Below are 12,674 nucleotides of genomic sequence, written 5' to 3'. Positions count from 1 at the left end.
CCCCCGGCGGCCCGTCCTCCGCCCCCCCTTCCATCGGAGGAGCGACACATGCCCCTGCGCCAGGAAGCATTCCTCCAGCACGTCCAGGAGCGGGGCGAATACGACACCCCCGCGGAGGCCGACCGCGCGGCCCGCGTCGTGCTGGCCCTCCTCGGCGCCCACCTGGTCGGCACCGAGCGGGCCGAGCTCGCCGCCCGCCTCCCCGAGTCCTACGCCCTCGTCCTGCTCAACCCCCTCCAGGCCACCGAGCCCCTCTCCGCGGACCGGTTCGTCCGGGCCACCGCGGCCTGGATCGAGGGCGCCTCGCAGGCCACGGCGGCCTGGGACGTCAGCGCCGTCCTCAGCGTCGTCGCCGACGCGGCCGGCGAGGACCTCGCCCAACGCCTCCTGCTCCAGCTCCCGCCCGGCTACGACCTGTTGTTCGGCCGCCCCCACCACGACTGACGAGAAAGGTGCTCCGAGCCATGTTCCACCCGCCCGAAACCCGCCGGCCGGCCCCGGGCATGACGTACGACCAGATGCTGGAGACCGTTCGCTACGAAGGCGCCTACCCCACCCGCGAGCGCGCCGCGGAGGCCGTGCGCAACGTCCTGGGAGCCTTCGGCCGCCAGATCACCGACGACGAACGCGTCGCCCTGGCGGCCTGCCTGCCCGACGAGGCCGCCCGCCACCTGGTCTCGCGGGTCCCGGCCGCCGAGCCCGTCACCGGGTGGGCCTTCGTCAAGAACCTCGCCGCCGAGACCGGGAACTCCCCCGCGGTCACCCGCTGGGAGACGGGCGCCGTCTTCGCCGTCGTCGCCCGCCTCGCCGACCCCTCCCCGCTCGCCCGGATCCTCGACCGGCTCCCCGAGGGCTGGCCCCTCCTCTTCGGCCAGGCCCGACTCCTCTCCCGCGCGGCGGCCTGAGGCGCCGCCGCCCGGCGCAGTCGTGTTCCACCGCCGAACGGCTGAATGAGCGGCTGCGGTGAAAGGGTGAAAGAAGCCACTTCGGGGCCCGGAAACGGCCCCGGAAACAGCCCCGGTGACGGACGCCGGGGCCGTTTCCGGGGAGGGCTGACGGGTTACACGGGGAGCATGCATACCTCTGGGGCACGGGCACGGGCACGTCTGGCGGGCACGCTCCGTATGGCCTTGCCGTCCGATAGGGGGCCCGGCCGGGTCCTGACCGCCATGGACCGCATCGAGAGTTCCGAGCGCACCGACCGCCTCGCCGACGCTGTGCGGTGGCTGGTCCGGGCGGCGCCTCTGGGCCGGAGCCGGGATGTGCTGCACGGCCGGTGGCTGGGCCATCCCGTCCATCCGCTGATGGTGCAGCTCCCCCTGGGCAGCTGGATGTCCGCCGCTGTCCTCGACTGCGTCCCCGGTCAGCAGCGCGCGGCGCACACACTGGTCGGGGTCGGGCTGGTCGCCGCGTTGCCCGCGGCGGTGGCCGGCTGGACGGACTGGGCGGAACTGCGCCGCCCGCAGATGCGCGTCGGACTGCTCCACGCCGCCACCAACGCGGCAGGCATCGCGTGCTACGCGGCCTCGTTCGCCGCCCGCACCCGGGGCCGGTTCGCGCGAGGCCGGCTGTGGGGCCTGGCCGGCCTCACCGCCGTGGGCGTCGGCGGCGCCCTGGGCGGCCACATGGCCTTCCGCCAGGCGGCGGGAGCCAACCACGCCGAACACATCCCCGAGGTGGCCGGGCCGGGCTGGCACGCGATCGGAGCCCTCTCCGACTTCCCGGTGGGCACGCCGGTCCGCAGCCGCCTGGCCGACGTGTCGATCGTGGTGGTACGCGAGGCGACGGGCGCCGTCCGCGTACTGGCCGACCACTGCAGCCACATGGGCGGCCCGCTGTCCGAGGGCGAGATCGTCGACGGCTGCATCCGCTGCCCCTGGCACGGCAGCACCTTCCGGCTGTCCGACGGCTGGAACGTCACGGGCCCGGCCACCGCTCCCCAGCCCGCCTTCGAAACCCGCACCACCAACGGCCAGGTCGAGGCCCGCCTCCGGAGCCGGGTCAGCGGAACGACGGAATGATGTCGGAGCCGTACGCGTCGATGGTGGCCTCCCGTGCGTCGTGCATGTCGTAGACGGCGAACTGATCGACCCCGAGGTCGCGCAGTGCCCGCAGCTTCTCGATGTGCGCCTCGGCCGGGCCCAGCAGGCAGAACCGGTCGACGATCTCGTCGGGGACGAAGTCGGTGGAGGGGTTCCCGGCGCGGCCGTGGTGGCTGTAGTCGTAACCCTGGCGGGCCTTGATGTACTCGGTGAGTTCGTCCGGGACCATGCCGGAGTGCTCGCCGTAGCGGCCGACGAGGTCGGCGACGTGGTTGCCGACCATCCCGCCGAACCAGCGGCACTGGTCCCGAGCGTGGGCCAGGTCCTCGCTCACGTACGCGGGAGCCGCCACGCAGACGGTGATCGCGTCCGGGTCGCGGCCGGCCGCCGTGGCGGCGTCGCGGACCGCGCGCACCATCCACTCGGTGAGGTAGGGGTCGGCGAGCTGGAGGATGAACCCGTCGGCCTTCTGCCCCGCGAGGGCCAGCGCCTTGGGCCCGTACGCCGCCATCCAGACGGGGAGCCTGCCCTCCCGGATCCAGGGGATCCGGATCGGGTTGCCGTCGACCACCGCCTCCCGGCCCTCGGCCAGGTCCCGGATGACGTCGATGGCCTCGCCGAGGCGGGCGAGGGTGTTGGGGGCCCGGCCGGCGACCCGCATCGCGGAGTCACCGCGCCCGATCCCGCACACCGTGCGGTTGCCGTACATGTCGTTGAGGGTGGCGAAGGTCGAGGCGGTCACCTCCCAGGTGCGGGTGCCCGGGTTGGTGACCATCGGGCCGATGTGCAGCTTCCGCGTATTGGCCAGGATCTGGCTGTAGATGACGAAGGGTTCCTGCCACAGCACGGCGGAGTCGAAGGTCCAGCCGTAGCGGAAGCCGTTGCGCTCGGCCCGCTTCATGAGGCTGATCACCTGCGAGGCGGGCGGGTCGGTTTGCAGGACGAGGCCGAAGTCCATCGGGCGGCTCCTTACGGGGCTTACAAGTACTGACAGGTGGAGCGGTGGGCGAAGGCCCCGTGGCCGGCGCGGCCCGTGTACTCGCGCCGGTCGATGACGAGTTCGCCGCGGGAGAGGACCGTGTCGACGCGTCCGGTGATCCGCCTGCCCTCGTACGCCGAGTAGTCCACGTTCATGTGGTGCGTCTCGGCGGAGATGACCTGCTCGGCGTGCGGATCGTAGAGGACGACGTCGGCGTCGGAACCCGGTGCGATCGTGCCCTTCCGGGGGTAGAGGCCGAACATCCGGGCCGGGGTCGCGCAGGCGATCTCGATCCAGCGGCGGCGGCTGATGTGCCCGTCCAGGACGGCCTGGTGGAGGAGGTCCATACGGTTCTCCACCCCCGGCAGCCCGTTGGGGATCTTCGAGAAGTCTCCCCGGCCCAGCTCCTTCTGGCCCCTGAAGCAGAACGGGCAGTGGTCGGTGGACACCACCTGGAGGTCGTTGGTCCGCAGGCCGCGCCACAGCGCCGCCTGGTGTTCCTTCGGCCGCAGGGGTGTCGAGCAGACGTACTTGGCGCCCTGGAAGTCGGGCTCCGCGAGGTTGTCGGTGGACAGGAAGAGGTACTGCGGGCAGGTCTCCCCGAAGACCGGCAACCCCTTGTCGCGGGCGGCGGCCAGCTCGGCGACGGCCTCCTCCGCCGAGACGTGCACGACGTACAGCGGGGAGCCGGCCACCCGGGCGAGCTGGATGGCCCGGTGCGTGGCCTCGGCCTCCAGCAGCACCTTGCGGACCTCCCCGTGGTGGCGGGGGTCGGTCTCCCCGCGCGCCAGGGCCTGTTCGACGAGGACGTCGATGGCGATGCCGTTCTCGGCGTGCATCATGATCAGCCCGCCGTTGGCGGACGCCCGCTGCATGGCGCGCAGGATCTGCCCGTCGTCGCTGTAGAAGACGCCCGGGTAGGCCATGAAGAGCTTGAACGAGGAGATGCCCTCCTCCACCAGGAGGTCCATCTCCTTCAGGGTCCCCTCGTTGACGTCCGAGAGGATCATGTGGAAGGCGTAGTCGATCGCGCACTGCCCGTCCGCCTTGGCGTACCAGGCGTCGAGCCCCGCGCGCAGCGAGTGGCCCACGCTCTGCACGGCGAAGTCCACGATGGTGGTGGTGCCTCCCCACGCCGCGGCGCGGGTGCCCGTCTCGAAGGTGTCCGAGGCGGAGGTGCCGCCGAAGGGGAGCTCCATGTGGGTGTGCGCGTCGACCCCGCCGGGGATGACGTACTTCCCCGTGGCGTCGATGGTGCGGTCGGCGGTCCAGGTCTCGGCGGGCGCCGAGCCGTGGGCGGCGAGCGCCACCACGCGGCCGTCCTCGATCAGGACGTCCGCGTGCAGCTCGTCGGCGGCGGTGACGACCAGACCGCCGCGGATCAGGGTGCGGGTGCTCATGAGGATCCCCCTACGGGACGGCTACGGAAGACTGCGGAGCGCCTGAGCGAGGATGTCGGCGCCCTCTTCCGCCTCGGTGACGGTGAGGGTGAGCGGCGGCGCGATGCGCAGCACGCTGGTGTTGTATCCGCCGCCCTTGCCGAGCAGCAGGCCGCCTTCGCGGGCGGCCTCCAGGACGGCGGCGGCCGCTTCCGGGTCGGCCTCGTCGGTGCCGGGGCGGGTCAGTTCGAGGCCGGCCATCAGGCCCCGGCCGCGGACCTCCCGTACGGCGGGCACCTGCGCGGCGATGGCGCGCAGCCGCTCCAGGAGGAGACCGCCGACGCGGCGGGCGTTGCCCTGGAGGTCGTGTTCCTGGAGGTAGGCGAGGTTCGCGACGCCGGCGGCCATGGTGACGGGGGAACCGCCGAAGGTGGAGATGGAGTTGGAGTCGACGCAGTTCATGACCTCGGCGCGGGCGACGACGCCGCCGACGGACATGCCGTTGCCGATGCCCTTGGCGAAGGTGAGGATGTCCGGCGGGCCGTTCTGCGCGTGGGCCTGCCAGCCCCAGAAGTGTTCTCCGGTACGGCCCCAGCCGGTCTGCACCTCGTCGCTGATCCACAGGATGCCGTGCCGGTCGAGGACCTCGCGGAAGGCTCCGTAGAGCCCGTCGGGCGGTGAGGTGAAGCCGCCGACGCCCTGGATCGGCTCGGCGATGAGCGCGGCCACTCCTCCGCGCGCCTGGCCGAGTACGTCTTCGAGGTCGGCGACGGCGGCGGCGGTGAACTCCGCGTCGTCCAGCCGTGCGAAGGGGCCGCGGGTGCGGACGGCGCCGTGGACGTAGTACGTCTGGAGCGGCGAGAGGCTGGTCGGGGACCAGCCCCGGTTCCCGGTGATGGAGACCGTGGAGAAGGACCGGCCGTGGTAGCTGTTGCGCATCGCGAGCACCTGGTTGGAACGCCGGTACGTCGTCGCGAGCAGCAGGGCGGTGTCGTTGGCCTCGGTGCCGGAGGTGGTGAAGAAGACCCGCGCGTCGGGGATCCCGGACAACGCGGCGATCCGCTCGGCCAGTTCGATCATCGGCCGGTTGAGGTAGAGGGTGGAGGAGTGGATGATCCGCCCGGCCTGCTCGGAGACGGCCTTGGTGACCTCGGGCAGCGCGTGGGCGGTCATCGTGGTGAGGATGCCGCCGAAGAAGTCGAGGTACCGCTTCCCTTCGGCGTCCCAGACGTGCCGCCCCTCCCCGTGCGTCAACTCGATGGGCCGGTCGTAATACAGCGCGAGCCAGTCGGGCAACACGCAGCGGTGGCGACTGTGCAGGGGAATGGGGTTGGTCACGGCTGTACGAGCCCTCCGTAGGCGTCGGGGCGGCGGTCGCGGTAGAAGGCCCACTGGTCGCGGACCTCCTTGATCAGGTCGAAGTCGAGGTCCCGGACGAGGAGTTCCTCCTCCTTGTCGCTCGCGAGGTCGCCGACGAACCGGCCGCGCGGGTCGACGAAGTAGCTCGTGCCGTAGAAGTCGTTGTCGCCGTACTCCTCCCGGCCGACGCGGTTGATGGCGGCGATGAAGTACTCGTTGGCGACGGCGGAGGCGGGCTGCTCCAGCTGCCACAGGTGCGCGGACAGGCCCCGGTGGGTGGCGGACGGGTTGTACACCAACTGTGCTCCGGCGAGGCCGAGTTGGCGCCAGCCCTCGGGGAAGTGGCGGTCGTAGCAGATGTACACGCCGACACGGCCGACGGCGGTGTCGAAGACGGGCCAGCCGAGGTTGCCGGGGCGGAAGTAGAACTTCTCCCAGAAGCCCTTGACCTGCGGGATGTGGTGCTTGCGGTACTTGCCGAGGTAGCTGCCGTCCGCGTCGATCACGGCGGCGGTGTTGTAGTAGAACCCTTCGCTCTCGAACTCGAAGACCGGGACGACGATGACCATGCCGGTCTCGCGGGCGAGGTCCTGCATCCGGCGGACGGTGGGGCCGTCGGGGACGGGTTCGGCCCAGCGGTAGTGCTCGGGCTCCTGGACCTGGCAGAAGTAGGGGGCGTTGAACACCTCCTGGAAGCCGATGATCTTCGCACCCTGGGCCGCCGCCCGACGGGCGTGCTCCTCGTGCTTGGCGATCATCGACTCGGTGTCTCCGGTCCAGGTGGCCTGGACGAGTGCGGCGCGGACGACTTGGGCCATGAGCTGCTCCTCGCGACGGGAACGCCGACTTCTACGCACGTAGACGGTGTCCGTAGGGAGTCGAAGGTAGGCCTCGTCACTGCGTGGGGCAAGACCACGTTGCGCGGTTGGAGTAGTCGATCACGTTACGACGCCTCGTGGTCGTTTGCGGTCAGCAGACGGGCACTTCAGGCCCCGGCGACCCCGGCCGTCCGTAGGGCGTGCGCCAGATCGCGGTGCCGGTTCACCGACAGCTCGCGGGTCGCGCGCAGCGGCCGGGGCGCGAACCAGTACGGGTTCGTGGCGGGCCGGCGCGGCGGCCTCCTCGGCGGTGCGCAGCCGGACGAAGGCGGTGAGCAGGGCGTGGGCCTCCCGCTCGCGCCCGGCGGCGCCGAGGGCCAGGGCGACGTCGTCGACCTCGACGGCGGGGCGGGCCGCGCTCTGGCTACGGGAGCCCCAAGGCTTGACGGCAACGCGCCGTCACCGGACACATCGTCACCTCACATGCCGGCGCCGAGGCGGCGGCAGCCCGCCCCGCTCTCGGCCGACGAGACGGCGGCGCAGCCGCCCGCGCCCGACCGGGGGCGATCGTCGGGGACGGCGCATGCCGCGACGAGGAGACCGCCCGCGAGGAGGGCGCCGAGCATTCCGAGACCGATCCGCTTCACCGCGTGGGAGTCCGACACGCGTTCACCTCTGCCCCAACGAGGCGCGCCCGCACCGCCGGTTGGGCCGATCGGCCGCCGGACTCTCCCGGAATCGGGCCTGCCGGACTCCGCTGCGGGCCGGTACCGTGGGCCGACGTTCGAGACGTTCGAATGGCCAGGACGGCGAGTGGGACCGTGAAGGGGTGACCCGTGACCGGAGGCGACTGGTTCCTCCTGGCGTTCGCCGGCGGGCCGCTCGTGCTGTTCGGGGTCCTCCTCGCCGTGGACATCGCCGGCATGCAATACGACTGCCACACCTGCGGGCACGCGAAGGACCGGCACCACGAGGGCCCCTGCCGCGGCCCCGCGCCCGCCGGCCCGCCCTGTGGCTGCCCCGCCTACGCCGCCCCGCCCCGGGAGCCCTCGGGCCCCATCGGCTGCGGGGGCTGAGACCCCTACGGAACCCCGTACGGGGACCCGCTCAGGCGGGCACCATCGCGCAGCGGCGCATGACGTCGTCCAGGGAGAGGCCGAGGACCTCGGCGAGGGCGGCGACGGTGAAGAAGGCGGGGGTGGGCGCCCGGCCGGTCTCGATCTTGCGGAGGGTCTCGGCGGACAGCCCGGCGCCGGCGGCGATCTCGACCATGCTGCGGTCGGCGCGCGCCTCGCGCAGCAGGGCGCCCAGCCGCTCGCCGCGTTCGCGCTCTTCCGGGGTCAAGGGGGTACGGACCATGCCGTCATCCTACCCCGCCGACCAATAAGTATCCCGGTAAAGTTATACCGGTATAGTTATTGGCATGGTGGAACTCAAGACAGACGAATCGATCGACGCGATGCGCGCCGCCGGCCGCGTGGTCGCCCACGCCCTGGCCGCCGTACGCGACCACGCGTGCCCCGGCCTCTCCCTGGTGGAGCTGGACGAGGTGGCCCGCGCGGTGCTGCGGGAGGCCGGGGCGAGCTCGCCCTTCCTCGGCTACCGGCCGCGGTTCGCCCCCGTACCCTTCCCCGCCGTCGTGTGCGCCTCGGTCAACGACGCGATCGTGCACGGCGTCCCCGGCCGGTACCGGCTCCGCGACGGCGACCTGGTCAGCATCGACTGCGGGGCGAAGCTCGGCGGCTGGGTCGGGGACGCCGCCGTCAGCTTCACCGTCGGCCGGGCCCGCCCCGCCGACCTGCGCCTGATCGAGACCACCGAGGCGGCCCTCGCGGCCGGCATCGCCGCCGCCGTGCCCGGCAACCGGATCGGCGACATCGCCCACGCCATCGGCACGGTCGGGCGCGCCGCCGGCTACGGCATCCCGGAGGGCTTCGGCGGCCACGGCATCGGCCGCCGCATGCACGAGGAGCCCGGCGTGCCCAACGAGGGCCCGCCGGGGCGCGGCATGCGGCTGCGCCCCGGCATGGTCCTCGCGATCGAACCCATGCTGACCGCCGGCGGTACGGACGACTACACCTGCGACCCCGACGGCTGGACCCTGCGCACCACCGACGGCTCCCGCGCCGCGCACGCCGAGCACACGGTGGCGATCACCGCCGACGGCCCCAGGATCCTCACGGCCCTCTAGGCGGCTACCGACAGCCGCTACGGCCTGCCGTGCGGGTGCACCACCATCGCCGAGCCTCCGCCCCGGCGGGTCGTCTCGGCGGCGGCCAGCCAGCGGCCGTCCGGCAGGCGTTGCACGCCGGTCGCCGCGCCGATCTCCGGGTTCTGCCGGAAGCCCTGCCCCAGCGCCTCCAGTTCGGCGCGCAGCGGGCTGTTCCACAGGCCCGGCTCCAGCTCGGTGGTGGTCTGGTTGCGCTGGCTGGCGCGCGGCGCCGCGATGGCGTCGACCAGGGGCAGGCCCCGGTCCAGGTGGCCCAGCAGGGTCTGCAGGACGGTGGTGATGATGGTGGCGCCGCCCGGGGAGCCGACGGCCAGGACGGGCCGGCCGTCGTCGAGGACGATGGTCGGGGACATGGAGGAGCGCGGGCGCTTGCCGGGGCCGGGCAGGTTCGGGTCCGGGACGCCGGGGGCGGCCGGGGCGAAGGAGAAGTCGGTCAGCTCGTTGTTGAGCAGGAAGCCGCGCCCGGGGACGGTGATGGCGCTGCCGCCCGTGGACTCGATGGTCAGGGTGTAGGAGACGACGTTGCCCCAGCGGTCGGCGACCGTCAGGTGGGTGGTGTTCTCCCCCTCGTAGGTCGTGGGCGCGGCCTGGCCGGTGTCGCCGCAGGCCACCGGGTGCCGGGGGTCGCCGGGGGCGAGCGGGCTGGTCAGGGCGCGGTCCGGCCGGATGAGGCAGCCGCGCGTGTCGGCGTACCGCTGCGAGAGCAGCTCGCGGGTCGGGACGGACTCGGCGGCCGGGTCGCCGACCCAGCGGCCCCGGTCGGCGAAGGAGATCCGGGAGGCCTCGATGAAGCGGTGCAGGTACTGCGTCTCGGAGAGCTTCGAGACGTCCGTGCGCTCCAGGATGTTCAGCGCCTCGCCGACGGTGGTGCCGCCGGAGGAGGAGGGCGCCATGCCGTAGACGTCCAGGCCCCGGTAGCGGATGCGGGTCGGTTCCTGCCGCTTGGTCGCGTAGGCCCGCAGGTCGGCGGTGGTCAGGTCACCGGAGCGGACGACGCGCGTGGCGGCCGGGTCCACGGGGGGTTTGCGGACGGTGTTGACGATGTCCTCGGCGATCGGGCCCCGGTAGAGGGCGCCGGCGCCCTTGCGGGCGAGTTCGGCGTAGGTGTCGGCGAGGTCCGGGTTCTTGAACGTCGAGCCGACGACCGGCAGTCGGCCGCCCGGCAGGAAGAGCTCGCGCGTGTCGGGGAAGTCCTTGAAGCGGTCCTGGTTGGCCTCGGTCTGCGCCCGGAAGGTGGCGTCGACGGTGAAGCCGTCGCGGGCCAGTTTCTCGGCGGGCCGCAGGAGTTGACCCAGCGGGCGGGTGCCCCAGGCGTCGAGGGCGGTGCGCCAGGTGGCGGGGGTGCCGGGGACGCCGACGGCGCGGCCGCTGGTCTGGCCCTCGGCGAAGGGGATGGGGACGCCGTTCTCCTGGAACAGCGTGGCGGTGGCGCTCGCCGGGGCCGTCTCGCGGCCGTCGACGGTGTGGACGCGGCGGGTCCTGGCGTCGTAGTAGACGAGGTAGCCGCCCCCGCCGATCCCCGCCGAGTACGGCTCGGTGACCCCGAGCGCGGCGGCGGTGGCGACGGCGGCGTCCACGGCGTTGCCGCCCGAGCGCAGGACGGCGATCCCGGCGGCCGAGGCGTCGGCGTCGACGCTCGCGACGGCCCCGCCGTACCCGGCGGCGACCGGGACCTTGGGCGGGGTGGCGACGGTGGGCGGGGCCGCGGCCCCGGTGGAGACGAGCGCCCCCGCGAGGGCGACGAGCGCTAATGGACGTGCGGCGGGACGACGCATCCCGAACCTCCCAGTCGACGGCCGGTCAGTGCCAGGTCCCGCACTCTAACTTCACCGCACCGCCCACGTCAGGGGCGCACGGCGGCGACTACCATCCGCCGCATGAACGACGACGTGCGCAACATCGTGCTCGGGGTGATAGCCACCGCCGTCAGTGGCGGGTTCGGCTGGTTCACCCGGACCTACCTCTGGCGGCGCGCGCTCCGCCGCAAGCAGGCGTTCTTCGGGCTGCCGAGCGGCTCCGACTGCCTGTTCGTCGCCAATCGGCAGATGGGCGGCAGGGAATCCTCGGTGCACCGCAACGACGCGTTCGCGCTGCTGGAGATCTCCGCGCTGATCAAGGACTGCGGGGCGAACGTCCAGATCGTCACCCACGACGAGGCCCGGCAGGGCTTCGGCGAGCGCGCCGAGTTCTGCGTCGGCGGTCCGACGTCCAACGCACGGACGGTCGCCCACCTGGCCACGATGCTCCCCGGGGTACGGGTCAACGTCGACGCCGAGGCGCACGCGGACCGGGGGGCGATCCAGGTGGGCGGGGAGACCTACCGGTGGCTCAAGGGCGAGGAGGACCACGTGCTGTTGGCCCGGCTGGCGTCCGCGGAGGGCGGCCGGCCGGTCTTCCTTCTGTCGGGCCAGACGGCCGTCAGCAACCAGGCCGCCGCCCGCTATCTGGCCCGCCACCACGAGCGGTTGGCCCGCAAGTACGGGGGTGACTCCTTCTGCCTGATCCTGAAGGTGGTCAACTCGCAGGCGTACGGCCCCGACGTGACCGAACTGGTGGCCGATGTCACGCGGGCGGCCCGGACACCCGTAGCGGAAGCCGCGTGATCCCGTTGATGAAGTTCGACACCAACCGCCGGGGTTCCCCCGCCAGTTCCGGCGCGGGCATGGTGCGACGCCACTCCTCGTGCAGCACCCGCAGTTGGAGTCGGGCGAAGTGGGCGCCGAGGCAGACGTGCGGGCCGTCGCCGAAGGACACGTGCGGGTTGGGCGTGCGGGTGAGGTCGAGCCGGTAGGGTTCGTGGAAGACGCGTTCGTCGTGGTTGGCGGAGGCGTGGAAGACCACCACCTTGTCCCCGGCGCGGATCGGGACGCCCGCGAGTTCGGTGTCGTGGGCGGCGGTGCGGCGGAAGCTGAGCACCGGCGGGTGGACGCGCAGGAGTTCCTCCACGGCCCCTTCCACCGCCACCTCGCCCGCCGCGAGCCGCCGGTACGCGTCCGGGTGGCGGGCCAGGGCGAGCAGGCCGCCGGGGGCGGCACCGCGTACGGTGTCGTTGCCGGCGACGGTCAGCAGGAAGAAGAACATCTCCAGCTCCGCCGGCTCCAGTGCGGCCTCGGCGAGCGCGGTCATCACGTCGTCGCCGGGGTGCGCCCGCTTGTGGGCGGCCAGGTCGCGGGCGTACGCGAACATCTCGCCCAGCAGCGCCGGGGAGCGCGGGTTGAGCGGCTTGCCGTCGGGGTCGAGGAGGGGCGCGGGGGCGTCGTCTGGGTCCTGGTAGCCGATGACCCGGACGGTCCACTCCAGCAGCAGGCCCCGGTCGGCGGGCGGGATGCCGAGCAGGTCGGTGAGGTTCAGCAGGGCGTACTCGTCGGTGACGGCGCCGACCACGTCGGCGGCCCCGTCCTCGGCGCCCTCGCGGGCGGCGGCGAGGAGCGCACGGGCCCGCTCGCGGACCCGGCCGGCGAAGGCGTCGACCCGGGCGGGGGTGAAGGCGCGGGAGACCAGCCGGCGCAGCCGCCCGTGCTCGGGGGGATCCTGGTTGAGCATGGTGCGCCGCAGGAAGGGCAGGTCGGCCGGGTCGGGGTCGCGGATCTGGGTGGCGCCGAGCCAGGAGGAGTACGTGGCGTGGTCGCGCAGGACGCGGACGACGTCGGCGTGGCGGGTGACGGCCCGGAAGCCGGGGCCCGCGGGCCAGCCGTCGATCTCCGGCTCGGGCTGCCAGGCCACGGGGTGGCGCTCGCGCAGCAGCCGGTAGCGGTCGTGCGGGATGCCCCGGGCGTAGAGGCGCGGGTCGAAGACGTCGGGCACGGCGTCAGGCACGTCGGTGGTCGCGGGGGCTTCGGCGGCGCGTTCCATGGTCCACACGGTGGC

Annotated in this window: 14 protein-coding genes; 6 read left to right on the top strand and 8 right to left on the bottom strand. The window is 73.1% G+C overall.

The genetic code is table 11. The features are described 5' to 3' along the window. Nucleotides 1-48 precede the first annotated feature (48 nt). The 3 genes from M4D82_RS27195 (at nt 49) to M4D82_RS27185 (ending at nt 2,021) form a co-directional block, all read left to right on the top strand. A complete protein-coding gene (locus tag M4D82_RS27195) occupies nt 49-444 on the top strand; it encodes a DUF2267 domain-containing protein (protein WP_249768580.1) in 396 nt (131 codons plus the stop codon). Between the two features lie 20 nt (nt 445-464). Next, the gene (locus M4D82_RS27190) at nt 465-905 is read left to right on the top strand and encodes a DUF2267 domain-containing protein (RefSeq protein WP_249768579.1); all 441 of its coding nucleotides are present in this window, start codon (nt 465-467) and stop codon (nt 903-905) included. 219 nt (nt 906-1,124) lie between these two features. Further along, nucleotides 1,125-2,021: a Rieske (2Fe-2S) protein gene (locus tag M4D82_RS27185; RefSeq protein ID WP_249768578.1), complete on the top strand. Its 897-nt coding sequence runs from the start codon at nt 1,125-1,127 to the stop codon at nt 2,019-2,021. Here the strand turns inward: M4D82_RS27185 and M4D82_RS27180 are convergent. From M4D82_RS27180 to M4D82_RS27160, 5 genes are all read right to left on the bottom strand, one after another. After that, nucleotides 2,002-3,000: a TIGR03842 family LLM class F420-dependent oxidoreductase gene (locus M4D82_RS27180; RefSeq protein ID WP_249768577.1), complete on the bottom strand. Its 999-nt coding sequence runs from the start codon at nt 2,998-3,000 to the stop codon at nt 2,002-2,004. The genes M4D82_RS27185 and M4D82_RS27180 overlap by 20 nt on opposite strands. Nucleotides 3,001-3,020: 20 nt before the next feature. Then, the gene (gene hydA, locus M4D82_RS27175) at nt 3,021-4,421 is read right to left on the bottom strand and encodes a dihydropyrimidinase (protein WP_249768576.1); all 1,401 of its coding nucleotides are present in this window, start codon (nt 4,419-4,421) and stop codon (nt 3,021-3,023) included. 21 nt (nt 4,422-4,442) lie between these two features. After that, nucleotides 4,443-5,738, bottom strand: coding sequence for an aspartate aminotransferase family protein (locus tag M4D82_RS27170; RefSeq protein WP_249768575.1), 1,296 nt, complete (start codon nt 5,736-5,738; stop codon nt 4,443-4,445). After that, nucleotides 5,735-6,577, bottom strand: a complete 843-nt coding sequence (locus tag M4D82_RS27165; protein WP_249768574.1) for a nitrilase-related carbon-nitrogen hydrolase — start codon at nt 6,575-6,577, stop codon at nt 5,735-5,737. Before M4D82_RS27165 ends, M4D82_RS27170 begins: the two co-directional genes overlap by 4 nt. 479 nt (nt 6,578-7,056) lie before the next feature. Continuing rightward, nucleotides 7,057-7,242, bottom strand: a complete 186-nt coding sequence (locus M4D82_RS27160; protein ID WP_249768573.1) for a hypothetical protein — start codon at nt 7,240-7,242, stop codon at nt 7,057-7,059. Nucleotides 7,243-7,413: 171 nt separating this feature from the next. On the opposite strand from M4D82_RS27160, the gene M4D82_RS27155 reads away from it, so the two are divergent. Further along, nucleotides 7,414-7,653 carry a hypothetical protein gene (locus M4D82_RS27155; RefSeq protein WP_249768572.1) on the top strand — a complete coding sequence of 80 codons (240 nt, stop codon included), beginning with the start codon at nt 7,414-7,416 and terminating at the stop codon, nt 7,651-7,653. A gap of 31 nt (nt 7,654-7,684) precedes the next feature. On the opposite strand, the gene M4D82_RS27150 is transcribed toward M4D82_RS27155, so the two are convergent. After that, nucleotides 7,685-7,936, bottom strand: coding sequence for a helix-turn-helix domain-containing protein (locus tag M4D82_RS27150; protein WP_249768571.1), 252 nt, complete (start codon nt 7,934-7,936; stop codon nt 7,685-7,687). A 64-nt stretch (nt 7,937-8,000) separates the two neighbouring features. Here M4D82_RS27150 and map point away from each other — a divergent pair, with 64 nt between their 5' ends. Then, nucleotides 8,001-8,768 carry a type I methionyl aminopeptidase gene (gene map / locus M4D82_RS27145; RefSeq protein ID WP_249768570.1) on the top strand — a complete coding sequence of 256 codons (768 nt, stop codon included), beginning with the start codon at nt 8,001-8,003 and terminating at the stop codon, nt 8,766-8,768. Between the two features lie 17 nt (nt 8,769-8,785). On the opposite strand, the gene ggt is transcribed toward map, so the two are convergent. Beyond that, nucleotides 8,786-10,582, bottom strand: coding sequence for a gamma-glutamyltransferase (ggt, locus tag M4D82_RS27140; RefSeq protein ID WP_249768569.1), 1,797 nt, complete (start codon nt 10,580-10,582; stop codon nt 8,786-8,788). 102 nt (nt 10,583-10,684) lie between these two features. Here ggt and M4D82_RS27135 point away from each other — a divergent pair, with 102 nt between their 5' ends. Then, nucleotides 10,685-11,410, top strand: coding sequence for a triose-phosphate isomerase (locus M4D82_RS27135; RefSeq protein WP_249768568.1), 726 nt, complete (start codon nt 10,685-10,687; stop codon nt 11,408-11,410). Here M4D82_RS27135 and M4D82_RS27130 read toward each other — a convergent pair. Then, nucleotides 11,370-12,659 carry a cytochrome P450 gene (locus M4D82_RS27130; protein ID WP_249768567.1) on the bottom strand — a complete coding sequence of 430 codons (1,290 nt, stop codon included), beginning with the start codon at nt 12,657-12,659 and terminating at the stop codon, nt 11,370-11,372. The genes M4D82_RS27135 and M4D82_RS27130 overlap by 41 nt on opposite strands. Between the last annotated feature and the right edge of the window lie 15 nt (nt 12,660-12,674).

Source organism: Streptomyces sp. RerS4, assembly GCF_023515955.1.
In the GTDB taxonomy this organism is placed as follows: Bacteria; Actinomycetota; Actinomycetes; order Streptomycetales; family Streptomycetaceae; genus Streptomyces.
Note: the sequence above shows the minus strand (reverse complement) of the source record. Positions and strands in the feature narration are given on the sequence as shown.